A 25,017-nucleotide genomic window follows, 5' to 3' on the forward strand; every position below is an offset into this window, starting at 1 on the left:
GGGCCGGCGCGGCGCGGCGGAGCCGCCGGATGAGCCCGTTCCTCGCGGTCTTCCTCGTCCTCGTCCTCGGCGCCACCAGCTACGCGGCGGGCCGACTGCACGGCCAGCTCAGCTACCGGATCGGCTATCGGTTCGGCTACCGGCAGGGCTACTTCGACGGCGACCGGGGGGCGTGGAACCGGCGACGCCGCGACGCCCAGGCCGCGATCGCCTCGGCCCTGGCCGGGCCGGTGAGCGGGCCACCGGTGGTGACCACCGCGACGGTCACCACCACCGCGGTCGCCCGCCAGGGCACCACGTACACCGGCTCGTCGTTCACCGCCCCGGTCCCGCCGGTCACCGGCCGGCACCCGACCGGGACCCTCGTCCGGCGGCAGGGCTGACGACCCACGCCGGCACCGACCCGGTGCGTCGTCCGCGGCGGGCACGCACCGTCGGGGCCACGTCAGACCGGTGACGGTGGCCCCACCGGCCGGGATGCGCGCAGGGGGCATGCATCCCGGCCGGTCCGCCGCCGGCGTTCACCTCACGGTCGAGGGAGATCCACCTCCACCACTAGCCGAGGTGGCCCGGCGCCGCTAGCGTCTAGGCATGGCACGGGGTTCTCCCGGGCCAGCCGGTCCGCCCGGAACTGCGACCTCGCGCACGGGGTTCCGCATCCGACCCCGTGTCCCCGGGCACCGGAGGAGGCGGAACACGGGTGGCGGGTGCCCATCCGTCGGAGCAGGCCTGTGACGACTCGCCGTACGCCCGCCGGTGCCGACCAGACCCCGGCCGCGACTGCCACGACCCGCCGAGCCACCCGGAGCCGCCGTACGACGGCCGCCGCCCCGGCCGGCACCGAGGAGCCCCGACCAGCCGGCCAGGCCTTCGTCCTGGACACCTCGGTGCTCCTGTCCGACCCGGCGGCGTTCCACCGCTTCGCCGAGCACGAGGTGGTCCTGCCCCTGGTGGTCATCTCCGAACTGGAGGGCAAGCGCCACCACCCCGAGCTGGGCTGGTTCGCCCGGCAGTCCCTGCGCATGCTGGACGAGCTGCGGGTGCGGCACGGGCGGCTGGACCGTCCGGTGCCCGCCAACGACGCCGGCGGCACGCTGCGGGTGGAGCTCAACCACTCGGACGACGGCGTGCTGCCGCCGGGCTTCCGCAACGAGTCCAACGACGCCCGGATCCTCTCCGTGGCGTTGAACCTGGCCGCCGAGGGCCGGGAGGTGACCCTGGTCAGCAAGGACATGCCGCTGCGGGTCAAGGCCGCCTCGGTCGGGCTGCGGGCCGACGAGTACCGGCACGGCCAGGCCAGCGATCCCACCTGGACGGGCATGGCCGAGCTGGAGCTGGGCGAGGAGGAGATCGGCCAGCTCTACGCCGGTGAGGCCCTCGACCTGGACGCCGCGGCGGGCCTGCCCTGCCACACCGGCCTGGTGCTGCACTCGGCCCGCGGCTCGGCCCTGGGCCGGGTGCTGCCCGACAAGACCGTCCGGCTGGTGCGGGGCGACCGGGAGGCGTTCGGCCTGCACGGTCGCTCGGCAGAGCAGCGCGTCGCGCTGGACCTGCTGCTGGACGAGTCGATCGGCATCGTCTCGATGGGCGGGCGGGCCGGCACCGGCAAGTCCGCGCTGGCGCTCTGCGCCGGCCTGGAGGCGGTGATGGAACGCCGCAAGCACAAGAAGGTGATCGTCTTCCGCCCGCTGTACGCCGTCGGTGGCCAGGAGCTGGGCTACCTGCCCGGCTCGGAGTCGGAGAAGATGTCGCCCTGGGCGCAGGCGGTCTTCGACACCCTCGGCGCGGTGGTGCACGAGAACGTGCTGGAGGAGGTCACCTCGCGGGGGATCCTGGAGGTCCTGCCGCTGACCCACATCCGGGGCCGGAGCCTGCACGACGCCTTCGTGATCGTCGACGAGGCGCAGTCGCTGGAGCGGGGCGTGCTGCTCACCGTGCTGTCCCGGATCGGTCAGGGGTCCCGGGTGGTGCTCACCCACGACGTCGCCCAGCGGGACAACCTGCGGGTGGGCCGGCACGACGGCGTGACGGCGGTGATCGAGGCGCTGAAGGGGCACCCGCTCTTCGCGCACGTCACGCTCAGCCGTTCGGAGCGGTCGCCGATCGCCGCGATGGTGACTGATCTGCTGGAGGACATCCCGCAGTAGTCGCCTCGGGCGTCTGTTGCGCCCACTTCCGTCCACATTCACCTTGTGGCGCAGGTCACAAATGTGTCTCTTGGTTTCCCATCAGTCTCACTGTGCGCGATGGTGTCCAACGAGCGCCCGCGCCCCGACAAGATCGCCGAGCATCGTTCGTCCCACCCCCGGACGAGCCCCGGCGAGGGTCGGTGCGTCGGATGCGACCGGCTCAGGTCGGGGCGCTCGCGGCACGACCGCGTCCGGAGACGGCCGGCCCGCGCCGCGTCCTTGCCCCCGACGAAGGGACCACTTCGTGAGTCGGCTGTGGAGCCGGTTCGGCGCCCGTACGGCCGCTGTCGCACTGCTCTCCGTGGGCGTTGCCGGCGGCTTCTATCTGGGCGAAGACCGGGAAACCCAGCAACAGGGCCTGACCGCGCAGGTCGGCCTCGAGGTCGACCAGGCCGAGTACGACTACCAGCGCGAGCGGCAGGCCGACCACCAGCGCAGCTCCGCCAAGCAGCGGGCCGCCGAGTACCAGGCGAAGCTGCGGGCCGCCGCGGCCGCCAAGGAGGCCGCCGAGCGGGCCCGCGAGGCCGAGGCCGCCGCGGCGTCCCGGAAGAAGGCGCGGGAGGCGGCGGCCAAGGAGGCCGAGGCCAAGACCCAGCCGTTCACCGGTCCGATCCCCGCGTCCTGCAACGAGTACAGCGGCAACCGCGAGATCGGCTGCGCGCTGCTGCTCGACGCCGGCTTCAAGATCGACCAGATGCCGTGCCTGGACAAGCTCTGGACCAAGGAGAGCGGCTGGAACCACAAGGCCAGCAACCCCTCCTCCGGGGCGTACGGCATCCCGCAGGCCCTGCCGGGCAGCAAGATGGGCACGGTCGCCGACGACTGGCGGACCAACCCGGCCACCCAGATCAAGTGGGGCCTGGGCTACATCGAGGGCCGGTACGACGACCCCTGCGGCGCGTGGGCGCACAGCCAGAGCGTCGGCTGGTACTGATCGTGGCGAACGAGGGCGGGGCGGGTGGGCGACCACCCGCCCCGCCCTCGTCGTGCTCCGGGCCGGCGGGCCGCCCAGGTGGCGGTCGGCCACGAATGCTGATACCCCTGTCAGGGTGACCCTGCACCCTCCGGGCGGCGACCCGGCCCGGTTCGGCACCGACGCGTTCTACGCCTCCCTCGGCCGGGCCTTCGTCGCCATGTGCGCGGTCGTGCCGTTCCTCTTCCTCATCGAGGCCCTCGACCAGGGGCTCGACTTCGGCCTCGACGTGGCCGCGGGGATCATCCCGCACCGCATTCAGGGCCTGGACGGGATCTTCTTCTCGCCGTTCCTGCACCACGGCTTCGAGCACCTCTACAGCAACAGCATCCCGCTGATCCTGCTCGGCACCTTCGTGCTCGCCGCCGGTACCCGGCGCTTCCTCTGGTCCACCCTGATCATCGTGCTGGTCAGCGGGCTCGGCGTCTGGTTCACCGGCGCGCCCAACTCGGTGGTCGTCGGCGCCAGCGGGGTGATCTTCGGCTACCTCGGCATCCTGCTCACCCGGGGCCTGGTGGAGCGCAGTTGGTGGAACCTGGCGGTGGTGCTGCTGGTCGGCCTGCTCTACGGCTGGCAGCTGCTCGGCATCCTCCCCACCGATGAGCGGATCTCCTGGCAGGGGCACCTGTTCGGGCTGCTCGGCGGGGTGGTCGCGGCGATCCTGTTCCGGCGCCGTCGGCCCGAGCCGGGCGGGCCGTACCACTCGGAGTCGACCCTGACGATGCCCTGAGTCGCCGCTGCGCGCCGAAGATCGGGACATGCTTGCCCGGCCGGTGCGGCGGGCCTACCGTCGGCATCAGCACGCGTTGATCCGCCAGCGGAAAGCGACGGTACGCCCATGCGCGAGGTCGATGTCGCGGTGATCGGGGCCGGCCCGACGGGCCTGTTCGCCGCGTACTACGCCGGGTTCCGCGGGCTGTCCGTGGCGGTCCTCGACGCGCTGCCCGAGCCGGGCGGGCAGATCACCGCGATGTACCCGGAGAAACTGATCCTGGACGTCGCCGGCTTCCCCGCCGTCAAGGGACGGGACCTGGTGGCGAACCTGGTCGCCCAGGCCGCGCCGTTCCACCCGGAGTACCTGCTCGGCACCCGGGCGGAGAAGCTCGCCCACGTCGACGGCCGGCCGGTGCTCGGGCTCGCCGGCGGTGACCAGCTGCGCTGCGGCGCGGTGGTGATCACCGGTGGGCTGGGCAGTTTCACCCCGCGCCCGCTGCCGGTGGCGGAGAGCTTCGTGGGCGGCGGGATCGTCTACTTCGTACCCGAGCCGACGGCGCTGGCCGACCGGGACGTGCTGATCGTCGGCGGCGGTGACTCGGCCTTCGACTGGGCGTTGACCCTGCAACCGCTGGCCCGCTCGGTGACGCTGGTGCACCGGCGGGAGAAGTTCCGGGCGCACGCGTCGACGGTCTCCCGGGTGCTGGCCCTGCCGGTGCGGGTGATCGTCAACGCCGAGCTGACCAGGCTGCACGGGGATGCGACGGTGACCGCCGCCGAGATCACCGTGCGCGGCGGCGACGCGGAGACGCTGCCGGTCGACACGGTGGTGGCGGCGCTGGGCTTCACCGCCGACCTCGGACCGCTGGCCGAGTGGGGGCTGCGGCTGGACCGCCGGCACATCGTGGTGGACAGCGCGATGGCGACCAACCTGCCGCGCGTCTTCGCGGCCGGGGACATCACCGAATACCCGGGCAAGGTGCGGCTGATCGCCACCGGCTTCGGCGAGGCGGCCACCGCGGTCAACAACGCCGCCGTGGCCATCGACCCGAGCGCCCACCTCTTCCCGGGCCACTCCTCCGACGCCGGCTGAGGCGAGGGTCAGCGGGGCAGGCCGATGAGGTCGGCCATCAGCCCGGTCTGGTGGTCGAAGTACGCGTCCCGGTGCGGGATCGTCCGGTTGAGCCGGCCGAACAGCTCGAAGCTGATCAGGCCGAACAGCTGGGTCCAGCCGGCCATGCCCCGGGCCAGCAGCGACTCCGGCAGGGCGGGGAAGAGCCCGGCGGCTATCTCGGCCAGGTCGGCGCGCACCGGTTCGGGCAGCTCGTCGTCGGGGGCGGCCAGCCGTCCGTCGACCAGTCCGTCGCGCAGGATGCCGACCAGGGTCACCGGCGGGCGCTGGGCCGGCAGGACGGTGTCGTCGGGTGCGGCGTATCCGGGCACCGGGCTGCCGTAGAGCAGGGCGTACTCGGCGGGGTGGGCGAGCGCCCAGGCCCGGGCCGCCCGGCACACCGCGTGCCAGCGGCCGCGCAGGTCCTGCCGGTCGGCGCCGGCGTCGGCCGACTCCACCGCGTCGCCGAGCGCGTCGTACGCCTCCAGGATCAGCGCGGTGAGCAGGTCGTCGCGGCTCGGGAAGTAGCGGTAGATGGCGGAGGAGACCATCCCCATGTCCCGGGCGACCGCCCGCAGCGAGAGGTTGGCGCCGTCGGTGGCGAGGTGGCGGCGGGCCACCGCCTTGATCTCGTCGAGCATCTCGGCGCGGACGCGGGCGCGGATCGAGGAAGCGGGCATGGGTCCACTCTGCCACGGAACGGAGCGGCAATCAAAAAAGAGAGCACTGCTCTTGACGACTCGGTGGGCGGGCGGTCATGCTGGTGTCGGCAAGTGAGAGCGGTGCTCTCGGTTCGTATCCCCGCTTCGAAAGGCGTTCCCATGTCGCTGCACGTGATCGTCGGCTCCGGTCCGGTCGGCACGGCCACCGCCCGTCTCCTCGCCGAGCGGGGTGAGCGCGTCCGGGTGGTGACCCGCCGGGGCAGCGGGCCGGAGCACCCCGCCGTCGAGCGGGTCGCCGCCGACGCCGCCGACGCCGACCGGCTCACCGCGCTGACCGAGGGCGCGGACGCGCTGTACAACTGCGCGAACCCGGCGTACCACCGGTGGCCGACCGACTGGCCGCCGCTGGCCGGCGCGCTGCTCACCGCCGCCGAGCGGACCGGCGCCGTGCTCGCCACGGTCGGCAACCTCTACGGGTACGGGCCGGTCGACGGCCCGATGACCGAGCAGACCCCGCTCGCCGCCACCGGCACCAAGGGCCGGGTGCGCAACCGGATGTGGGAAGACGCGCTCGCCGCCCACCGGGCCGGCCGGGCCCGAGTCACCGAGGTGCGCGGTTCCGACTACCTCGGCGCCGGCGGCACGTCCCTGCCGATGCTGGTGCTGCCCAGGGTGCGCGACGGGCGGCGGGTGTTCCTCCCGGTCGACTGGGACGCCCCGCACACCTGGACGTACATCCCGGACGTCGCCCGTACCCTCGTCGTCGCCGCCACCGACCCGCGGGCCTGGGGCCGGGCCTGGCACGTGCCCAGCGCACCCGCCGCCGGCATGCGGGAGCTGGCCACCCGCGCGGCGGCGCTGGTCGGCGCGCCCGCGCCGAAGCTGACCCGGATGCCCTACCCGGTGCTCTGGCTCGGCGGCCTGGCCAACCCGTTCGCGTGGGAGCTGCGCGAGACCGCCTACCAGTTCGACCGGCCGTATCTGATGGACTCCACCGCCGCCACCGCCACCCTCGGCATCGAGGCGACGCCGCTGGACCGCGCGATCGAGGAGACGGTCACGGCCCTGCGCCGCTGACCCGCCGGCACCCGCCGCGAGCCCGGCCCGGGCTCAGCGGCGGGGTGCCGGGCCGAGCGCGGCCACCAGCACCGCCACCAGGGTCAGCGCGGCGCCCGCCAGGGTCGTCGGCCCCGGGTGCGAGGCCGCGGTCGGCAGGACCAGGTCCAGCAGTACGGCCCCGACGATCTGCCCCGCGATGGTGGCCAGCCCGAGCAGCAGCACCCCGGTGAAGCGGACGATCGCCGCCGCGATCGCGATGAACACGATGCCGATCGGCCCGCCCAGATAGAGCCACGGCTCGGCGGGCAGGGCGCCGGTCGGCCAGCCCCGGACCGCGCCGTCGACGGCGAAGGTGACCAGCAGGGCGGCCGTACCGACGGTGAAGTTGACCAGCGTGGCCGCCAGGGCGCTGCCCGAGGCGACCCGGACCCGACCGTTGACGGCCTGCTGCCAGGCGATGCCGACCCCGGCCAGCAGCGGCAGCAGGGCCAGCACCAGGGCCCCCGGGTCGCCCAGCCGGTCGCCCACCGCCAGCAGGACGGCGAGCACGGTCAGCGCCGCACCGGCCAGCCGGCTCGGCGTCACCGGCTGCCGGCCGGTCGGGCCCACCCCGGCCCGGTCCACCGCCAGACTGCTCGCGGACTGGCCGGCGACCACCGCCACCGTGAAGACGGCCACCCCGAGCGTGCCGATGGTGAGTCCCTGGGTGGCGACCAGGAACGCCCCGCACAACCCGCCCAGGCACTGCCACGGGCGCAGCGAGCCGTCCCGCAGCGCCGCGCGCAGGTCGCGCAGTCCCCGCCGCCCACCCGGGGTGGCGGGGACCAGCACCAGCAGCACCAGCAGGCCCAGCCCGAACGAGACCACCGCGGCGGCGATCCCGTCGGCCAGGCGTACGCCCAGTTCGCCGTTGATCCGGGACTGCACGGCCACGGCGAACCCCGAGGCGGTCGCCAACCCGGTCGCGACGATCCGCCGGGACGCCGGGACGGTCGGACGGACCGCCGTCCCGGTCGCGCTCACTCCTGCTCGGCCAGCGGCCGGCCGTCGAAGTCGATCGCCGAGTAGAGGGCCAGCTTCTCCAGCCGGTGGTACGAGTCGATCACCCGGATCGTGCCGCTCTTGGAGCGCATCACGATCGACTGGGTGTACGCCCCGCCGGCCCGGTAGCGCACGCCGCGCAGCAGGTCACCGGAGGTGACGCCGGTGGCCACGAAGAAGCAGTTGTCGCCGGTGACCAGGTCGTCGGTGCTGAGCACCCGGTCCAGGTCGTGCCCGGCGGCCAGCGCCTTCTCCCGCTCCTCGGCGTCGCGCGGCCAGAGCTTGGCCTGCATCGCCCCGCCCATGCACTTGAGCGCGCAGGCCGAGATGATCCCCTCCGGCGTGCCGCCGATGCCCATCAGCACGTCGACGTCGGACTCGCCCCGGGCGGCCGCGATCGAGCCTGCGATGTCGCCGTCGGAGATGAACCGGATGCCCGCCCCGGTACGCCGGATCTGCTTGACCAGGTCGTCGTGGCGGGGGCGGTCCAGCACGCAGACCGTCACCTCGGAGACGTCGGTGCCCTTGACCTTGGCGATCCGGCGCAGGTTGTCGGCCACCCCGGCGTTGATGTCCACCACGTCGGCGTACATCGGACCGACGGCGAGCTTCTCCATGTAGAAGACCGCGCTCGGGTCGAACATCGCCCCCCGCTCGGAGACCGCGAGCACGGCCAGCGCGTTCGGCATGCCCTTGCTCATCAGCGTGGTGCCGTCGACCGGGTCCACCGCGACGTCCACCTCGGGACCGGTGCCGTCACCCACCTCTTCGCCGTTGAAGAGCATCGGCGCGTTGTCCTTCTCGCCCTCGCCGATCACCACGACCCCGCGCATCGGGATCGAGTTGATCAGCTTGCGCATCGCGTCGACGGCTGCCCCGTCGCCGCCCTCCTTGTCGCCCCGGCCGACCCACCGGCCGGCGGCCATCGCCGCTGCCTCGGTGACCCGGACCAGGTCGAGGGCAAGGTTGCGGTCGAGATCCTGGGGGATCCGCGTCCTGGTGTTCGTCGTCATGACGGCTTCCTCCTCGCGACGTTGCGGGGTGGACCGGCAGGGTGCTGCGGTCGCCGCTGCCGGCTTTGTCGCTGATCCTCACACGATGACAGGTCCGGAGCCTGGGCGGGGCGGTGGTGGGCGGGATCGGTCACTCACGCGGCTGCCAGAATGGACGGGTGGACCCCGCACAGCCTGCCGACCGCGTACCCGCCGACCAGACCCCGCCCGACGGCCAGCCGCCGGTGACCCCGACCGGGGCGACCGACGCGGTGGCCGGGTCCGGCCCGTCGAAGGGACCGGGCGGCCGCTCGGCGACCGAGGCCGGCACCGAGGCGGCGCTGGTCGAGACGACCGCCGGCGCCGGCGGCGGCGAGCCGGCACTGGTCGAGCCGGCGCCCGACGCCGCCGCAGTGGACGCCGACGTGCCGCCGGCGCGACCGGCCGCCGGCGGGCGGCCCGTCGGCAAGGAGAAGTCCCGCTCCGAGCGGTCGCCGAAGGACATGGCGCTCTCGCTGCTGGTGCTGCTCGTCCCGATCGCCCTGCTGGTCGCCTTCTACCGGGGTTTCCTCGGCGGCGAGCAGCCGACCGTGATCGACGCCGCGCCCGTCTACGAGCAGGCCCGCGCGGCGAACGCCTTCCCGGTCAGCGAGCCGGCCGGGCTGAGCTCCGGCTGGCGTACGGTCAGCGCCAGCTACCGCACCGTGGAGGGCGGCGCCAACCTGCGCGTCGGCTATCTCACTCCGGAGGGGCGGGGCGTGCAGCTGGTGCAGAGCAACGTGCCGCCGGAGAAGCTGCTGCCGGCCGAGCTGACTGCCGAGGGGCAGCCCCAGGGGCCCACCGACCTGGGCGGGCACAACTGGCAGCGGTACACCGGCCGGGGCAACGACCAGGCACTCGTGCTGCTCGAACCGAACCGCACGATTCTGGTGATCGGCGACGCCCGGGAGAACGAGCTGCGGCAGCTCGCCGGCTCGTTGCGCTGACGCCGCGGGGGCCGGACGGGCCGGCCCTCCGTTAGGCTGCCCCGGCTCGATTCCCGACCCGTCGCGGCCGGGTGCAGACTCGCGGAAAGAGAACAACGTGAACCTTCGACGGTGGAGCGCCGGTCTCCTCGCCGCCGCCCTCTTCGTTCCCGGCCTGGCCGCCTGCAAGTCGGAGTCCGCCGACTCCGACGGCACGGCCGCCGCCTCGCCGACCCCGGCCGACCCGAAGGCAGCCCTCCTCGCCTCCACCGAGGAGATCAGCAAGGGCAACTTCACCTTCACCATGACCGGTGGCCCGGAGGTGAACGGTGGCGGCACCGTGCACACCCCGTCCAAGAGCGCCGAGCTGAAGGTGGTCAACAGCGCGGCCTCCGCCGACGACATGTCGATGACGATGCACCTCGTCTTCATCGACACCGACAGCTGGGTCAAGCTGGAGATTGGCGGCGAGATGGCCGACGCCATCCCGGCCTTCAAGGCGATGAAGGGCAAGTACCAGCACATCGACCGCACCAAGGTCAAGGGCGTCAAGGACCTGGAGTTCGACTTCGCCGACGTCGACCCGGCCGGCAGTGACGCGCTGGTCAAGGCGGTCACCGACGTCAAGCAGACCGGTGCGGGGGCCTATGCCGGCACCCTCGACGCCACCAAGCTCACCGACTCGGACATGCTCGACGCCGACGACATCAAGAAGCTGGGCGAGAAGGCCGGAGCCCTGCCGTTCACCGCCAAGCTCGACGGGCAGGGCCGGCTGACCGAGTTCACCGTGCAGATGCCGGCCGTGGGTGACACCAAGGCCTACGACATGACCGTGCGGTACGCCGACTACGGCACCGCCACGCCGGTGCAGAAGCCCCCGGCGAAGCAGGTCGTCGAGGCGTCCGACCAGGTCTACGAGATGTTCAAGGACTGATCGCCCTCTCGGGGTGGGGTGCGGCGTGGTCCGCCGCCTCCCACCCGAGGAGTGGCGTTCCATCAGGTGGACCGGACAGGGATTGCCGAACGCGGCGTCAGGGAACAGAAGGTACGCGACCTCGCCGGCTCGTTCCGTCGGCCGGACGGGACTCGTGCGGCGGGGCAGGTGCAAGGCCTCGACGCCACGCCTCCGGCGCCCCCGCGGGCCGGACGACCCACTTGAGAGGTTCACGTGACCATTCGGCGCTTCAGCGCGGCGGTCTTCGCCGCGACGCTGCTCACTCCTGGGCTTGCCGCCTGCAACAGCACCGGGACCGGCGAGGCGGGGGCCTCCGCGTCCCCCACGGTCTCCGGCAGCGCCTCGCCGGGCGCCTCCGGCGCGATCAACGGCGACGCCAAGCAGGCCCTGCTCAACTCCACCAACGAGATCAGGAACGGTAACTTCCGGTTCACCATGTCCGGCGCCGGTTCGAACGCCGAGGGGCAGGTGCACGAGCCGAGCCAGAGCGCCGAGATGCGCGTCCTGATCGGTGACGCGTCCTCCGACCTGTCGATGAAGCTCGACCTGATCCACGCCAAGCCGGACAGCTGGGTGAAGCTGGAGCTGGGCGGCAAGTCCGCCGGCAGCATCCCGGGCGTGCAGAAGCTCAACCTCGGCAAGTACCAGCACCTCGACCAGACCCGGATCAAGGGCAACAAGGCGCTGGGCTTCGACTTCGACAAGATCGACCCGGCCGGCAGCGAGGTGCTGACCCAGGGCATCACCGAGGTACGGCAGACCGGCGAGGGCACCTACGCCGGCACCCTCGACGTGTCGAAGGCCGCCGAGGCCGGCTCGGTGGACCAGTCCGTGGTCACCGCGCTCGGCCCGCAGGCCAAGTCGGTGCCGTTCACGGCGAAGCTGGACCCGCAGGGCCGGCTCAGCGAGATGGTGATCCAGATTCCGGCCGCCGGCCAGAACGCCGCGCAGGACATCAAGGTCACCTACTCGGACTACGGCAACGCCGCCGCCGCGCAGAAGCCGCCGGCCGACCAGGTGGTCGAGGCGCCCAAGGAGTTCTACAACCTGTTCAACTGAGCCGTCGATCAGTGGCGGGGCGGCTGTCGGCCGCCCCGCCACTGCTGTCCGGACCCCGGGCGGGCGTCAGGAGTCGGCGGCCTGTCGGGCGGCGTCGATGCGGGCCCGGGCGCCGTCCAGCCAACGCTGGCAGATTTCCGCCAGCTTCTCGCCGCGCTCCCACAGTGCCAGCGACTCCTCCAGCGAGGTGCCGCCGGCCTCCAGCTTCTCGACCACCTGGGCCAGCTCGGCGCGAGCCTGCTCGTAGCTGAGCCGCTCGTCCTTCGTCTCGTCGGTCATCGCACCCATCCCACCACACTCCTCAGCCGTCGACGGTCGCGGTCAGCTCGCCGTCGGCGAGGCGTACCCGCAGGGGGTCGCCCTTGGCCACCTCGGCGGCGGCGCGGACGACGTGGCCGTCGGCGCGCTGCACGATCGCGTACCCGCGGTCGAGGGTGGCCGCGGGGGAGAGCGCGCGCAACCGGGCCAGGGTGTGCCGCAGGTCGTCGTCGGCGGCGCCGAGCCGGTGGTCCAGGCAGCGGCCCGTCCGGTCCCGCAGCGCGCTCACCTCGGCGGCCCGCTGGTCGACCATCACCTGCGGGCGGGCCAGCACCGGCCGGGAACGGAGCAGGTCGAGCCGGTGCGATTCCCGGTCGACCAGGTTGCGGACCGCGCGTTCCAGCCGGGACCGGGCCTGACCGATGAGGCGGACCTCCTCGGTGAGGTCGGGCACGACCCGCTTGGCCGCGTCGGTCGGCGTGGACGCGCGGACATCGGCGACGTAGTCGACCAGCGGTGCGTCCGTCTCGTGGCCGATCGCGCTGACCACCGGGGTGCGGCAGGCGAAGACCGCCCGGCACAGCGCCTCGTCTGAGAAGGGCAGCAGGTCCTCGATGCCCCCGCCGCCCCGGGCCAGGATGATCACGTCGATGCTCGGGTCGGCGTCGAGCACCTTCAACGCGTCGACGATCTGCGGCACCGCGCTCGGCCCCTGCACCGCCACGTTGACCGTGCGGAACTCCACCGCCGGCCAGCGCCGTCGGGCGTTGGTGAGCACGTCCCGCTCGGCGGCCGAGGCGCGCCCGGTGATCAGCCCGACCCGCTGCGGCAGGAACGGCGGGCGGCGCTTGCGGGACCGGTCGAAGAGCCCCTCCGCCGCGAGCAGCTTCTTGAGCTTCTCCAGCCGGGCCAGCAGCTCGCCAAGCCCCACCTGGCGGATCTCGTCGGCGCGCAGGCTCAGCGTGCCCCGGGCCGCGTAGAACTCCGGCTTGGCGTGCAGCACCACCCGGGCGCCCTCGCGCAGCTCCGGCGCGCCGGAGTCGAGGACGTCCCGGTTGGTGGTGACGGTCAGACTGAGATCGGCGGACGGGTCGCGCAGGGTGAGGAAGACGGTGCTGGCGCCGGGGCGCCGGCTGATCTGCGCCACCTGGCCGTCCACCCAGACCCAGCCGAGCTTGGCGATCCAGGCGCCGACCTTCTGGCTGACCACCCGGACCGGCCAGGGCTCCTCGGGGGTGCTGCGCGGGGCGTCGGTCACCCGCCCACCCTACGGTCAGCCCCCGACGACCTGCGGCAGCCCCGACAGCGCGTGCCGCTCGCCGGGGCGGGCGGTGAGCACCCGGGAGTCAAGCTCGGCGGTGCTGACACCGGGGGCGACCACCTCCCGGAGCACCTCGTGCACCTCGGCCAGGATGGCGCCGGCCCGGGCCATCAGCGCGATCTCGTCCGGGGTCTTCTGGATCACCACGGCGCGCGTCCTTTCGTACCCGAAATGTGGGTTTCGGATGGTGGCCGGTGGCCGTGCGCGCTGCCGGTCCGCCCATGCTGCCGATCTCCGACCCCGGCTGTGCTGAGGGTCGCAGCCGCTGCCGGCGGAAAACCCGGCACGTACGATGGTCGGGTGACCCAGGCTGAGACGACCCCCCGGACCGGCAAGCGCGTGCTCCTGGCCAAGCCCCGCGGCTACTGCGCGGGCGTCGACCGGGCGGTGCAGACCGTGGAGGAGGCGCTCAAGCTCTACGGCGCCCCGATCTACGTGCGCAAGCAGATCGTGCACAACAAGCACGTGGTGCGGACGTTGGAGGCCCAGGGCGCGATCTTCGTCGAGGAGAACGAGGAGGTGCCGGAGGGTGCCACCGTCATCTTCTCCGCGCACGGCGTCGCCCCGGAGGTCTACGAGCAGGCGAAGGCGCGCTCGCTGAAAGCGATCGACGCGACCTGCCCGCTGGTGACCAAGGTGCACCAGGAGGCGAAGCGGTTCGCCGCCGAGGACTACGACATCCTGCTGATCGGCCACGAGGGGCACGAGGAGGTCATCGGCACCGCCGGCGAGGCCCCCGCGCACATCCAGCTGGTGGACGGTCCCGAGGGCGTCGACAAGGTCACCGTGCGGGACCCGAACAAGGTCGTCTGGCTCTCCCAGACCACCCTGTCGGTGGACGAGACGCTGGAGACGGTCGCCCGGCTCAAGTCCCGGCTGCCGCTGCTCCAGTCGCCGCCCAGCGACGACATCTGCTACGCCACCTCCAACCGGCAGCACGTGGTCAAGGAGATCGCCCCCGAGTGCGACGTGGTGATCGTCGTCGGCTCGCGCAACTCCTCCAACTCGGTGCGCCTGGTCGAGGTCGCCCTGGACGCCGGCGCCCGTGCCGGGTACCTGGTCGACTTCGCGGACGAGATCGACGACGCCTGGCTGACCGGTGCCGGCACGGTCGGCGTCACCTCCGGCGCGAGTGTGCCGGACGAGCTGGTGCAGGACGTGCTGACCCACCTCGCCGCGCGGGGCTTCACCGACGTCGAGGAGATCACCACCGCCAACGAGCGGCTGACCTTCTCGCTGCCGCAGGAGCTCAAGCGCGACATGAAGGCCGCGGCCGCGCGGGCCTGACCGGGAACGGATCGCCCGCCGGGCACGTCCCAGTGGGCATGAAGACTCCTCGGATGGTCGTCGCCGCTCTGGTCGTCTGCGCGGCGCTGAGCGCCTGCGGCGGTCAGGACGGCGACGACCGGACGGGCACCCCCAGCCCCTCGGAAGGATCGCCGGTGACCAGCGCGCCCAGCAGCGGCCCGGCGCAGCCGGGCGACCCGACCGCCGTCCCGCCGACCGCCCTGCCCCCGACCGCGCTGCCGCCGACCAAGCGGCCGCCGGTCGGCCCCAGCGTTCCGCCCGGCCCGGGCGCCACCACCATCACCGGCACCGTTGAGGCCGGGGTGGAGCCGAACTGCCTGCTGGTCGAGGGCTACCAGCTCATCGGTGGCCCCCGGGACGTGCTCACCGTCGGCGCCCGGGTCACCGTCACCGGCCAGCCCAAGCCCGACATGATGACCACCTGCCAGCAGGGCACCCCCTTCGTCGTCGAGTCCGCCCGCCGCTCCTGAGACCAGCGCCGGCTGCCCGACGGTGGGGCCGCCCCTGTCCCGCCCCCTGCTCTGCTGCCCTTCCGGCAACGGTGAAGCGCTCCCAGTGTTGCCCCCGCCGCAGCAGAGCAAAGGGGCAGGCGAAGGGGGGAGCCCGCCCCCGGGGACCGGGGACGGGCTCCTGTGGTGCTCGGCGGTCCGGAGACCGCCGTCAGGCGGTGCTCAGTTCACCGCGCCGATCGCGACCGAGCCACGGCCGACGACCGCGCCCTCGGTGGTGGTGACGGCCAGGTCGCCGTAGAGCTCCCGGCCGGCGGCCGGGGCGGACAGGGCGGTCACCGTACCGGTCAGGGTGGCGGCGTCGCCGTTGTCCAGCGGCAGCGGGGTGGTCGGGGCGGCCAGCGTGCCCAGCGACGGGGCCGAGAACGAGTCCCGGTAGTCGTAGGCGGTGCTGGTGCCCGGGCCGTCGACGGCGTACCCGTCCACCACGACCCGGTAGGTGCCGGCGACCGGGTTGGTCAGGGTGACCGCCTCCTCCGAGTCACCGTCGGCCGAGATGCCCACCCGGGTGGCCCCCCGGAAGACCGACAGGTCCAGGTCGGCGCCGAGGTTGGCGGTGTTGCCGATCCGCGCGGTGAAGCTGCTCGCCCCGGCCGGCACCGTCACGGTGTACTCCTGCTGCGCGCCCTCGGCGATGGTCGGCCGCTCGGCGTGCACGCTGGACAGCGGGCCACCCTGGCCGGTCACCGCGACCGGGCCGAAGGTGTTGGTCAGGTCCCAGGTCACCTCGGTGGGGGTGCCGGCGGTGACCGACGGCAGCTCCACCACGGCCGGCTCGACCTTGACGCCCTGCACCCGCGCCTGGAGCTGGTACGGGTTGTTCAGCGCCGGCGAGGTGCGCCGGGCCTCGACCTCGATCTCCCAGATGCCCGGGATCGGGTTCTGGTAGTCCCGCTCCTGCGGCTTGCAGACCGCCGCGTCGGAGAAGTTGGTGTAGCAGGCGGTGCTGGCGGTGCTCTCCACCGGGACGCCGTACGGGTTGATGGCGATGAACCGCGTCTGCGAGCCGGTGGCGATGCCGGAGAGGTTGACCTGGAGCGTGCCCGCCCCGGCCGGCACCGTCACGAAGTACGAGGTGAAGCTGTTCCGCTCGACCGAGCCCTCGGCCGACCACGAGTACGCCGGCTGCTTCACGTCGTTGCCGACGACCACCACGGTGGAGACCTCGAAGTCGACCACCGAGGTGGCCGGGTCGTCGATGGTCATCAGCGCGCCGTGCGCCCCGTCGGTGCGGGGCTTGGCGACCACGTTGACGGTGACCGTCTTGTTCAGCGGCAGCACCACCGACCGCGGCGCGGTGAAGGTGCCGTCGTTGCCGCGCAGCGTGACGTCGTGCCGGATGCTGCCGGCCGGACCGCTGGTGCGGGTGATCTTGACCTTGTACGTCCGGGTCTGGTCGACCTTCTGGCCGCCCTGGCCGGCCGCGCACCGGTTGTAGACGCCGGTGCCCCGGTCCGGGTTCGGCACGAAGCGCCCGGTGCCCGCGTCGTAGCGGGTCAGGTTCTTCGACAGCTCCGTGCAGACCGGCGCGTCGGAGGCGTACGAGCGGGTCTCGACGCCGTCGGCGAGCAGGTCCCAGGCGCCGGGCACGTTGAGCATGCCGTAGCCCTGGGCGTACGTGGCGACACCGGCGATCGGCTGGGCCGAGGTGTAGATGGCCCGGCGCAGCGCGGCCGGGGTGACGCCCTGGTCGTTGGCCTTGGCGGCGGAGAGCAGCAGCGCGGCGGCGCCGGCGGCCTGCGGCGAGGCCATCGACGTGCCGTTGAGCATCTGGTAGCCCGGCGGCAGCGGGTAGCCGGCCTCGGGGACCGGGTTGCCGGCCTGCCAGGTCGGCGCGGTGGAGATCGCCGAGCCGGGGGCCGCGATGTTCGGCTTGAAGCCGCCGTCCTCACGCGGGCCGCGCGAGGAGAAGTTGAACAGCGCGTTGTCCTTGCGCACCACCGAGCCGTAGTTGGCCAGCCAGGTCTCCTTGCTGATGCTGGCCGCGACGCTGACCACGTTGGACGCCACCGACGGGTCGCCGATGGTGTTCAGGCCCGGACCGGAGTTGCCGGCCGAGATGAACAGCTGCACGCCGTAGGTGCTGATCAGGTCGTTGTAGAGCTGGGCGCGGGCGTTCGAGCCGTCGTTCAGCGCCGGCAGGCCGCCGATCGACATGTTGACCACGTCGACCTTGCGGTTGATCACCAGGTCGGCCATGCCGGTGGTGAGCGCCGCGGCGGTGCAGCCGCCGCCCCAGGAGCAGGCCCGGGCGGAGACCAGCTTGGCACCGGGCGCCGCGCCGTCGAGGGCGGTGTTGCCGAGCATGTCGTTGGCGGCGGTGATGCCGGCGACGTGCGTGCCGTGGGTGGCCTCGATGATGCCGATGTTGACGTAGTCGACCAGGCCGGGGCCGCCCACCGGCGCGGTGTCGACGTCCTCGCGGTACTCGACCACGAACGGGATCTGCTCGCGGACCGCGGTGGCCGGGTTGTCGGTGCCGAAGTGGCCGACCTGGAACTTCTCCTTGTACGGGCGCATCAGCTCGTCGTCGGTGAAGTTGCGGTTCTGGTTGACGTCCACCCAGATGTCGTGGCTGGTGGTGTCGTAGAGGACACCCCACGAGTCGGTGGTGTCGCCGTCGCGGTTGACGTCGCCGGCCGGGTCGCTGCCCACCGTGATCGACTCACGGAAGGTGGCGAACCGGTAGGTGCCGGCCGGGGCCGTCCAGGCGGTGGTGCCGATGGTGAAGGTCGGGCCGGTCACCTCGGTGATCATCGCCCGCCAGGTGGCGTCCTCCAGCGGGTCGGTCGCGGTGACCCAGTCGACGATCTTGCGCTCGCCGGTGGTGGTCTTCTGCAACGCCGGCTGGTCGAGGTCGACACCGGAGTCCATGATGCCGATGGTGACCCCGCGCCCGTCCCACTCGGGGTGGGCGGCCTTGAAGGCCTCCGCGCCGGTCTCGTTGGTCGGCATGTACGGGTTGACCGCGCCGGTGCCGGCACCCGGGCCGGCCAGGGTCTCGCCCTGCTCGGCGGCGGTCGCGCCGTTCGGCGCGGACTCCGGGGTCGGGTCCGGGAGCTGGATGGTCTCGTCGAGGTCGACCGCGGCGACGCCCGGCAGCGTGGCGGCCTTGAGCACCTTGGCGGTGGGCACCTTGGCCAGCACATAGCCGATCGAGTCGAAGCGCTGGCTGACCGTCCCGCCGAGGTCCTTCATCGCGGCGGCGACGTCCTTCGCCTCACCCTTCTCGGTGGCGACGATCAGGGTCACGGTCGGCGCGTGCTTCGCCTCGGCCTCGGCGAGCAGCTTGGCGTCGTGCGAGCCGAGCGCCTCGACGGCGTTGGTCGGGGCGTCCGGAGTGGTGGCGGGCGCGGCGCTCGCGGTGGCGGCGCCGCCCGCGCCGGCCATGGCGCCGGCGGCCACGACCGAGGCGAAGAGCCCGGCGGAGGTACGCCGGCTCAGGTTGCGGGGTTTGCTCACGTTCTCTTTCCTCCAGAGAACAGGGCCCTGAGATGACAGGGCACGCGTGAGCGAATCCTTTGTGCTGCCTTGTGGCGATGTCACTACCGAACGCTGCCTTGTGACCACTTCGTGACATGCGCAGGTGCGTACTGTCACATCCAGGACGCTAGCTGGACCGGTCCAGGGTGGACGTGCCGTCCACCAGCTCCGGGGCCTGCGGCTGCCGGGGCGCCACCTCCACCTGGGCCGGGGCCGTCAGCTCATGGTCGGAGACGCCCAGCTCGGCCAGCTTGCGGGCGCTGACCAGCACCCGCGCCTCCAGCGAGCCCACCGCGCGGTTGTACGCCGTGACCGCCCCACCGAGCGAGCTGCCGAGCTTGCCGACGTGGTCGCCCAGGGTGGACAGTCGCCCGTACAGCTCGCGGGCCAGCGAGTGGACGGCGACCGCGTTGCGGGCCAGCGCCTCCTGCCGCCATGAGTAGGCGACCGTGCGCAGCAGGGCCACCAGGGTGGCCGGCGTCGCCAGCACCACGTCGCGGGCGAAGGCGTGCTCCAGCAGCGTCGGGTCGCGCTGCAGCGCCACGTCGAGGAACGGGTCGGCCGGCACGAAGAGCACCACGAACTCCGGGCTCGAGTCGAACGCCGCCCAGTACGACTTCGCGGCCAGCGCGTCGACGTGCGCCCGCAGGTGCCGCGCGTGCGCGTCGAGGTGGGAGTCCCGCCCCCGCTCGTCGCGCGCCTCCATCGCGGTCAGGTAGGCGTCGAAGGGCGCCTTGGCGTCCACCACCACCGTCCGGCCGCCGTGCAGCCGGACCACCAGGTCGGGGCGGACCCCCTGATGGTCGGTGGCGGCGGTGACCTGCTCGTTGAAGTCGCAGTGCTCCAGCATGCCGGCGGCCTCGACGATCCGGCGCAGCTGATGCTCGCCCCAGCGGCCCCGGACCTGCGGCGCCCGCAGCGCCGCCACCAGCTGCTTGGTCTCGGTGCGCAGCTCGCCGGAGACCGTGCTCATGGCGCGGACCTGCTCGCGCAGCTCGGCGTAGGCGTCGACCCGGTCGCGTTCCAGCTCGCCCACCCGCTGCTCGTAGCGGCGCAGGGTGTCGTGAAGCGGGGCCACCGCCCGGGCCACCGCCTCCTGCGACTGGGCGGTCGCCTCGTAGCTCAGCGCCCGCATCGACTGCTCCAGCCGCCCCTCGCCCTCGCGGGTGGCCCCCAGGGTCGCCTCCAGCCGGGCGATCTCGGCGGCCGACCGGGCCCGGGCCGCGTACCAGCCCGCCGCGCCGCCCCCGGCCAGGCAGACGACCACCACGGCCAGCGTCGAGAAGTCCATCACCGAACTGCTGCCAGGATGTCCCGTCCTTCAGGGCGGGGAGGAATGGCGGCCATGTTTGCCTCAGCCATGATCGGCCTTTCTTGTAAGGTTGGTCCTGTGAGGACGGCGTACAAGTGTCGGGCGTACCCGACACCGGAGCAGGCCAGCGTGCTGAACCGCACGTTCGGCTGTGTCCGCGTGGTCTGGAACCGCACCCTCGCCGCCCGCCACGCCCGCTACCACGCGGAGGGCAAGTCGACCTCGTACGCGGAGACGGACCGGGCGCTGACCGAGATGAAGCGGCTGCCGGAGTTGACGTTCCTCAACGAAGTCAGCTCCGTGCCGTTGCAGCAGACGTTGCGGCACCAGCACACCGCCGTGACCGCGTTCTTCGCCAAGCGCGCCCGCTACCCCCGGTACAAGTCGCGGCACGGCCGCCAGTCCGCCTCGTACACCCGCTCGGCCTTCCGGATGCGTGACGGGCAACTGTCCCTCGGCAAAACCCCGGGAACGCTGCGGGTGGTGTGGTCGTGGCCGGATGTAGACGTGACCGCGCTGGACCCGTCGACGGTGACCGTGTCGCGTGATCCGGACGGCCGCTGGTACGTCACCTTCGCCGTCGCCGTCGCCGCCCCGGACGGCCCCGAACCGGCCGGTCAGGTTGTCGGCGTCGACCTCGGCCTCACGGACTTCGCGGTACTGTCCCAGCCGGTGCCGGGCCTGAGCGACGATGAGGGCAGGATCGCTCACCCGAAGCACATGGAGCGCCGCGAACGCCGGTTGAAGCGGTACCAGCGGATGATGGCCCGCAAGCGGAAAGGTTCCGCGAACCGGGCCAAGGCCAAGCAGAAGGTCGCCCGCGTGCACTCCCGGGTGCGGGATGCCCGCCGCGACTTCCTCCACAAGACCAGCACAGCCTTGGTGCGCCGGTTCGACGCCATCGCGGTTGAGGATCTGGCGGTGGCGAACATGGTCCATAACCGCAGCCTCGCCAAGGCGATCTCCCGCACCGGCTGGGCCGAGTTCCGGACCCTGCTGGCCTACAAGGCGCACCGCGACGGCCGGCACCTCGCCGTCGTGGACCGATGGTATCCGTCCAGCAAGACCTGCTCGGCGTGCGGGCATCTGCTCGCCACACTCTCGCTCGGCACACGTCACTGGACGTGTCCGAGTTGCGGCACCCGGCATGACCGGGACGTCAACGCCGCCAAGAATCTCGTTGTCGCCGCCGGGCTGGCGGAGACGAAAAACGCCTGCGGAGCGGACGTCAGACACGAAGGGCAACCTTCCGTGCAGTCTGCGATGAACCAGGAACCCTCCCGGGTGACCGGGGGAATCCCCCGCCTTTAGGCGGGGGAGGATGTCAACAGAGCTTGCCAAACGGGTACGACTCGACGCCTGCGGGTACGTTCAGCGGCATGGAACTTCTGCTCGTGGCGATTCTCGTGGCCCTCCTGGTCGGCGGGTTCGTCTGGTGGCGGCGGGAACAGGCCGCCCGCGAGGCGCGCAGTCTCGCCGACGTGCGCGCCGACGCCCAGCGCTGGTACGAACGCCTCGGCGGCCAGGTGATGAACCTGCACGGCGACGCCCCGGCCGTCCGCCAGGCGCTGGTCGACGCGGCGGAGCGCTACAACGCCGCCGGCAGCCAGCTGGAGCAGGCCGGGACGGTCCAGCAGTACCGGCTGGCCCGGGAGACCGCGCTGGAGGGGCTGGCGTACGCCCGGGCGGCGCGGGTGGCGCTCGGCCTGGACCCGGGGCCGGAACTGCCCCCGCTGGCCGCCGCCCAGGGCACCGGCGAGTTGACCAAGGAACGCCAGGTGCAGGTGCAGGGGCAGACGTTCAAGGCCGGCCCGCAGCCGGGCCAGGACACCCCCTACTACTACCCGGGCGGGCGCTACCAGGGGCGGCCGGTGCCGGCCGGCTGGTACTCCACCCCCTGGTGGAAGACCGCGCTCGGCGCCGGCGCCGGTGTGCTCGGCGGGCTGCTGATCGCCGACGCGCTCTTCTCGCCGGCCTTCGCCGACCCGGGCTACGGCTACGAGGCCGGCTACCAGGAGGGCTTCGGCGACGGCGCCGACCACGGCGACCAGGGCGACGCCGGGGACCAGGGCGCCGGGGACCAGGGCGCGGACTACGGCGACCAGGGTGACTTCGGCGGCGCCGATCAGGCGGCCGACTTCGGCGGCGGGGATTTCGGCGGCGGCGGCGACTTCGGGGGCGGGGATTTCGGCGGCGGGGATTTCGGCGGCGGCGACTGGTGACCGACCGCCGGCTGAACGGCACGCGAAAAGGCCCCGGTCGGAGTGACCGGGGCCTTTTCGTCGCGTCCGTCAGCCGGTGTTGCGCATCCCGGCGGCGATGCCGTTGACCGTCGTGAGCAGGGCCCGCTCCAACGCCGTACCGTCGCTCGGTGCGCGGCGGCCGCCCGGCGCGGTCGCCATCGCGCGCCCGGCGGCCCCGGAGTCCCGGTACTGCCGCAGCAGCGCCACCTGGAGGTGGTGCAGCGGCTCCAGGTAGGTGTCCCGGACCGCGAGGGTGCGCTGGAGCACCGGCGAGTTCTCCAGCAGGGCGGGTGCGGCGGTCACCGCCAGCACCTCCTGCTTGGTCAGCTCGTACTCCTGCTCGATCTTGTCGAAGATCGGGTGCAGCTTCTTCGGGACCAGGGTCTCCACGTAGCGGCGGGCGATGCTCAGGTCGGTCTTGGTGAGCATCATCTCGACGTTCGACAGGAACGTGCGGAAGAAGTGCCAGTTGCGATTCATCTCGGCGAGCACGTCCTCCAGCCCGGCCGCCCGGGCCGCCGCCAGCCCGGAGCCGACCCCGAACCAGCCCGGCACGATCTGCCGGGTCTGCGTCCAGCCGAACACCCACGGGATGGCCCGCAGCCCGCCCAGCCCGGCCCCGGTGTTCGGCCGCTTCGCCGGCCGGGAGCCGATGTTGAGCGCGCCGAGCAGTTCGGTGGGGGTGGAGGCCCAGAAGTACGCCGGCAGGTCCGGGTCCTCGACCAGCCCCCGGTAGGAGCGGAAGGCCGCCTCGGAGACCACGTCCATCGTCGCGTCCCAGCGCTCCAGCATCTCGGCCGGTTGGCGGGGCGCGGTGTGCAGCAGCGTCGCCTGGAGCACCGCGGCCACGGTCAGCTCCAGATTCTCCCGGGCCAGTGCCGGCAGCGTGTACTTGTCGGAGATGACCTCGCCCTGCTCGGTCACCTTGATCGCGCCGTCCAGGGTGCCGTACGGCTGGGCCAGGACCGCCTCGTGCGTCGGCCCGCCGCCGCGCCCGACCGTGCCGCCCCGGCCGTGGAAGAGCCGCAGGTGCACGCCGTGCCGGGCGGCCACGTCGCGCAGCGCCCGCTGCGCCCGGTGGATCGACCACTGGCTGGTGGTGATGCCGGCCTCCTTGTTGGAGTCGGAGTAGCCCAGCATCACCTCCTGCACGTCGCCGCGGGCCGCGACCAGCGCCCGGTACGCGGGCAGCGACAGCAGCTCGTCGAGCAGCTCGCCGCCGGCGTTCAGCTCCGACGGGGTCTCCAGCAGCGGCACGAAGCCGATCCGGGCCCGGCCGCTGTGCACGTCGATCAGCCCGGCCTCGCGCCCCAGCACCACGGCGGCGAGCACGTCGTCGACGCCGAGGGTCATCGAGATGATGTACGACTCGATCACCTCGGCGCCGAACCGGTCCTGCGCCTCGCGGATCGCCCCGAACACGTCGAACGTCTTCTGCGCGTTCTCGGTCAGCGGGGTGTCCAGCGTCGACAGCGGCCGGCGGCCGGCCAGCTCGTCGGCGAGGAGCTTGGTCCGCTCCAGCCGGGTCAGCGACGGGTAGTCCGACACCTCGCCGACCGCCGCGTAGAGCTGGGCCAGCACCGCGTGGTGCGCCTCGGCGTGCTCGCGCACGTCCATGGTGGCCAGGTGCAGGCCGAACGCGGAAACCGTACGGATGGTGGAGGCGAGCCGGCCGACGGCGGTGAGCTGCCCGGAGTTACGGGCCAGCGAGGCGCGCAGCAGCTCCAGGTCGGCGATCAGCTCGGCCGAGCCGCGGTAGTCCCGCCCCGGCACGTGCGGGGTGCCCCGGCGCAGCCGCTCCCGGGTGTTGGCCAGCTTCGCCTTCACGCACCGCGCCTTGAGCCGGTACGGCTCCTCGGCGTTGACCCGGCGGAACCGGGGCGCCACCTCGGGCAGCGCGTCCAGGTCGGCGGCGAGGCTGGCGGAGAGGTCCAACGACACCGCGCGCAGCCGCCGGGAGACCGAGACCTCGTTGATGAGCTGGTCCATCGCCTTCTCGGTGGCGCTGATGCCGTGCTCGTGCTGGATCTGGAGCACCTCGCGGGTGACCGTCGGGGTGACGAACGGGTTGCCGTCCCGATCGCCGCCGATCCAGGTGCCGAAGGTCAGCGGGCGGGCCGTGGGCGAGGTCTCCACGCCCAGGGTGCGCAGGGTGTCGGCGAGGTCGTCGAGCACCTGCGGGGCGGCCTCGGCGTACAGGTCGCGCAGGTAGTAGATGGCGTTGCGGGCCTCGTCGGTCGGGTCCGGCCGGTCCAGCCGCAGCTCGTCGGTCTGCCACATCAGGTCCAGCAGCTCGGCCAGGCGCCGGTTGGCCGGGCCCTCGTCGCTGGCGCCGTAGAGGATGGCGTTGGTGGTCTCGGTGTCCAGTTCGTCGGCGATGGCGCGCAGCTTGGACAGGATCGAGCGGCGGGCCGCCTCGGTGGGGTGGGCGGTGAAGACCGGGCGTACCGCGAGCCGGCGGGCCGCCGCGGCGATCTCCTCGGCCGGCACGCCGCGCTCGGCGATCATCTTGGCCGCCTGGTCCAGCCAGCCGCCGTGCGCCGCCCGGCGTCGGCGCAGGTCCCGGGCGCGGTGCACCTGCTCGGTGATGTTGGCCAGGTGGAAGTAGGTGGAGAAGGCGCGGGCCAGCTTCGTGCCGGTGGTGACGTCCAGCCCGCCGAGCCGCTGCGCGGCGGCGGGAGCGTCGGAGCGGACCTGGGCGCGGATCTCCTCGACCAGGTCGAGCAGGGGGCGGCCCTCCTGGCGGGCCAGGGTCTGGCCGAGCAGAGTGCCGAGGCGGCGGATGTCGGCTCGCAGGGCGGCGTCGGGGCCGTCGTGATCGTGCTGGTCGGTCACCATGCGCTCCTTACGTGAGTACGAAGGA

Annotated in this window: 21 protein-coding genes and 1 pseudogene; 13 read left to right on the forward strand and 9 right to left on the reverse strand. The window is 72.9% G+C overall.

The genetic code is table 11. From position 1 onward, the window contains the following. The first annotated feature begins 29 nt into the window (after positions 1–29). The 5 genes from ACTWM8_RS04425 to ACTWM8_RS04445 all read left to right on the forward strand — a co-directional run bounded on the left by ACTWM8_RS04425 (position 30) and on the right by ACTWM8_RS04445 (position 4,969). Positions 30–383 carry a hypothetical protein gene (locus tag ACTWM8_RS04425; RefSeq protein ID WP_280840415.1) on the forward strand — a complete coding sequence of 118 codons (354 nt, stop codon included), beginning with the start codon at positions 30–32 and terminating at the stop codon, positions 381–383. A 348-nt stretch (positions 384–731) separates the two neighbouring features. After that, on the forward strand, positions 732–2,147 hold the full coding sequence (locus ACTWM8_RS04430; protein ID WP_446212665.1) for a PhoH family protein: 1,416 nt from the start codon (positions 732–734) through the stop codon (positions 2,145–2,147). Between the two features lie 286 nt (positions 2,148–2,433). Continuing rightward, positions 2,434–3,123 (forward strand): aggregation-promoting factor C-terminal-like domain-containing protein, encoded by a 690-nt coding sequence (locus ACTWM8_RS04435; protein WP_446212666.1) that lies wholly within the window; start codon positions 2,434–2,436, stop codon positions 3,121–3,123. A 115-nt stretch (positions 3,124–3,238) separates the two neighbouring features. Continuing rightward, a complete protein-coding gene (locus ACTWM8_RS04440) occupies positions 3,239–3,892 on the forward strand; it encodes a rhomboid family intramembrane serine protease (protein WP_446212667.1) in 654 nt (217 codons plus the stop codon). A gap of 108 nt (positions 3,893–4,000) precedes the next feature. Further along, complete coding sequence (locus ACTWM8_RS04445) at positions 4,001–4,969, forward strand: NAD(P)/FAD-dependent oxidoreductase (RefSeq protein WP_377604497.1); 969 nt, start codon at positions 4,001–4,003, stop codon at positions 4,967–4,969. A gap of 8 nt (positions 4,970–4,977) precedes the next feature. On the opposite strand, the gene ACTWM8_RS04450 is transcribed toward ACTWM8_RS04445, so the two are convergent. Next, positions 4,978–5,667 carry a TetR/AcrR family transcriptional regulator gene (locus ACTWM8_RS04450; RefSeq protein WP_446212668.1) on the reverse strand — a complete coding sequence of 230 codons (690 nt, stop codon included), beginning with the start codon at positions 5,665–5,667 and terminating at the stop codon, positions 4,978–4,980. A gap of 141 nt (positions 5,668–5,808) precedes the next feature. Here ACTWM8_RS04450 and ACTWM8_RS04455 point away from each other — a divergent pair, with 141 nt between their 5' ends. Next, positions 5,809–6,726 carry an NAD-dependent epimerase/dehydratase family protein gene (locus ACTWM8_RS04455; RefSeq protein ID WP_446212669.1) on the forward strand — a complete coding sequence of 306 codons (918 nt, stop codon included), beginning with the start codon at positions 5,809–5,811 and terminating at the stop codon, positions 6,724–6,726. Positions 6,727–6,759: 33 nt separating this feature from the next. Here the strand turns inward: ACTWM8_RS04455 and ACTWM8_RS04460 are convergent, their stop codons facing one another. Then, positions 6,760–7,731: a DMT family transporter gene (locus ACTWM8_RS04460; RefSeq protein WP_446212670.1), complete on the reverse strand. Its 972-nt coding sequence runs from the start codon at positions 7,729–7,731 to the stop codon at positions 6,760–6,762. Next, positions 7,728–8,762 carry a class II fructose-bisphosphatase gene (gene glpX / locus ACTWM8_RS04465; RefSeq protein WP_446212671.1) on the reverse strand — a complete coding sequence of 345 codons (1,035 nt, stop codon included), beginning with the start codon at positions 8,760–8,762 and terminating at the stop codon, positions 7,728–7,730. The genes ACTWM8_RS04460 and glpX overlap by 4 nt, the downstream gene beginning before the upstream one ends. Before the next feature lie 158 nt (positions 8,763–8,920). Between glpX and ACTWM8_RS04470 the strand changes: the two genes are divergently transcribed. The 3 genes from ACTWM8_RS04470 to ACTWM8_RS04480 all read left to right on the forward strand — a co-directional run bounded on the left by ACTWM8_RS04470 (position 8,921) and on the right by ACTWM8_RS04480 (position 11,720). Then, the gene (locus ACTWM8_RS04470) at positions 8,921–9,727 is read left to right on the forward strand and encodes a DUF4245 domain-containing protein (protein ID WP_446212672.1); all 807 of its coding nucleotides are present in this window, start codon (positions 8,921–8,923) and stop codon (positions 9,725–9,727) included. 97 nt (positions 9,728–9,824) lie between these two features. Further along, positions 9,825–10,640, forward strand: coding sequence for a hypothetical protein (locus ACTWM8_RS04475; RefSeq protein WP_446212673.1), 816 nt, complete (start codon positions 9,825–9,827; stop codon positions 10,638–10,640). Between the two features lie 234 nt (positions 10,641–10,874). Next, positions 10,875–11,720, forward strand: a complete 846-nt coding sequence (locus ACTWM8_RS04480; RefSeq protein WP_446212674.1) for a hypothetical protein — start codon at positions 10,875–10,877, stop codon at positions 11,718–11,720. Between the two features lie 66 nt (positions 11,721–11,786). Here the strand turns inward: ACTWM8_RS04480 and ACTWM8_RS04485 are convergent, their stop codons facing one another. The 3 genes and pseudogenes from ACTWM8_RS04485 to ACTWM8_RS04495 form a co-directional block, all read right to left on the reverse strand. Then, a complete protein-coding gene (locus tag ACTWM8_RS04485; protein ID WP_357996633.1) occupies positions 11,787–11,999 on the reverse strand; it encodes an exodeoxyribonuclease VII small subunit in 213 nt (70 codons plus the stop codon). A 22-nt stretch (positions 12,000–12,021) separates the two neighbouring features. Then, the gene (xseA, locus tag ACTWM8_RS04490) at positions 12,022–13,236 is read right to left on the reverse strand and encodes an exodeoxyribonuclease VII large subunit (protein ID WP_154939522.1); all 1,215 of its coding nucleotides are present in this window, start codon (positions 13,234–13,236) and stop codon (positions 12,022–12,024) included. An 84-nt stretch (positions 13,237–13,320) separates the two neighbouring features. Next, positions 13,321–13,410 (reverse strand): annotated as a pseudogene (locus ACTWM8_RS04495) (type I methionyl aminopeptidase); the annotation flags it as partial. Positions 13,411–13,599: 189 nt separating this feature from the next. Here ACTWM8_RS04495 and ACTWM8_RS04500 point away from each other — a divergent pair. Both ACTWM8_RS04500 and ACTWM8_RS04505 read left to right on the forward strand, forming a co-directional pair. Then, positions 13,600–14,586, forward strand: a complete 987-nt coding sequence (locus ACTWM8_RS04500) for a 4-hydroxy-3-methylbut-2-enyl diphosphate reductase (protein WP_446212675.1) — start codon at positions 13,600–13,602, stop codon at positions 14,584–14,586. A gap of 38 nt (positions 14,587–14,624) precedes the next feature. Continuing rightward, a complete protein-coding gene (locus ACTWM8_RS04505; protein ID WP_446212676.1) occupies positions 14,625–15,077 on the forward strand; it encodes a hypothetical protein in 453 nt (150 codons plus the stop codon). A gap of 201 nt (positions 15,078–15,278) precedes the next feature. On the opposite strand, the gene ACTWM8_RS04510 is transcribed toward ACTWM8_RS04505, so the two are convergent. Next, a complete protein-coding gene (locus ACTWM8_RS04510) occupies positions 15,279–18,578 on the reverse strand; it encodes a S8 family serine peptidase (protein WP_446212677.1) in 3,300 nt (1,099 codons plus the stop codon). Positions 18,579–18,726: 148 nt separating this feature from the next. Next, positions 18,727–19,890 (reverse strand): DNA recombination protein RmuC, encoded by a 1,164-nt coding sequence (locus ACTWM8_RS04515; RefSeq protein WP_446212678.1) that lies wholly within the window; start codon positions 19,888–19,890, stop codon positions 18,727–18,729. 150 nt (positions 19,891–20,040) lie between these two features. Here ACTWM8_RS04515 and ACTWM8_RS04520 point away from each other — a divergent pair, with 150 nt between their 5' ends. Together ACTWM8_RS04520 and ACTWM8_RS04525 are read left to right on the forward strand one after the other, a co-directional pair. Continuing rightward, positions 20,041–21,222, forward strand: coding sequence for an RNA-guided endonuclease InsQ/TnpB family protein (locus tag ACTWM8_RS04520; RefSeq protein WP_446212679.1), 1,182 nt, complete (start codon positions 20,041–20,043; stop codon positions 21,220–21,222). Positions 21,223–21,290: 68 nt separating this feature from the next. Beyond that, positions 21,291–22,133: a hypothetical protein gene (locus tag ACTWM8_RS04525; RefSeq protein ID WP_446212680.1), complete on the forward strand. Its 843-nt coding sequence runs from the start codon at positions 21,291–21,293 to the stop codon at positions 22,131–22,133. A gap of 69 nt (positions 22,134–22,202) precedes the next feature. Here the strand turns inward: ACTWM8_RS04525 and ppc are convergent, their stop codons facing one another. Beyond that, positions 22,203–24,989, reverse strand: coding sequence for a phosphoenolpyruvate carboxylase (ppc, locus tag ACTWM8_RS04530; protein WP_446212681.1), 2,787 nt, complete (start codon positions 24,987–24,989; stop codon positions 22,203–22,205). Positions 24,990–25,017: the final 28 nt, after the last annotated feature.

The organism is Micromonospora sp. IBSANI012 (genome assembly GCF_052814045.1).

Excerpts from the sequence above, each read along its gene's own strand:
- ACTWM8_RS04425 (WP_280840415.1), top strand. The coding sequence starts at position 30 with ATGAGCCCGTTCCTCGCGGTCTTCCTCGTCCTCGTCCTCGGCGCCACC.
- ACTWM8_RS04445 (WP_377604497.1), top strand. The coding sequence starts at position 4,001 with ATGCGCGAGGTCGATGTCGCGGTGATCGGGGCCGGCCCGACGGGCCTG.
- ACTWM8_RS04450 (WP_446212668.1), bottom strand. The coding sequence starts at position 5,667 with ATGCCCGCTTCCTCGATCCGCGCCCGCGTCCGCGCCGAGATGCTCGAC.
- ACTWM8_RS04455 (WP_446212669.1), top strand. The coding sequence starts at position 5,809 with ATGTCGCTGCACGTGATCGTCGGCTCCGGTCCGGTCGGCACGGCCACC.
- glpX (WP_446212671.1), bottom strand. The coding sequence starts at position 8,762 with ATGACGACGAACACCAGGACGCGGATCCCCCAGGATCTCGACCGCAAC.
- ACTWM8_RS04485 (WP_357996633.1), bottom strand. The coding sequence starts at position 11,999 with ATGACCGACGAGACGAAGGACGAGCGGCTCAGCTACGAGCAGGCTCGC.
- ACTWM8_RS04505 (WP_446212676.1), top strand. The coding sequence starts at position 14,625 with ATGAAGACTCCTCGGATGGTCGTCGCCGCTCTGGTCGTCTGCGCGGCG.
- ACTWM8_RS04515 (WP_446212678.1), bottom strand. The coding sequence starts at position 19,890 with ATGGACTTCTCGACGCTGGCCGTGGTGGTCGTCTGCCTGGCCGGGGGC.
- ACTWM8_RS04525 (WP_446212680.1), top strand. The coding sequence starts at position 21,291 with ATGGAACTTCTGCTCGTGGCGATTCTCGTGGCCCTCCTGGTCGGCGGG.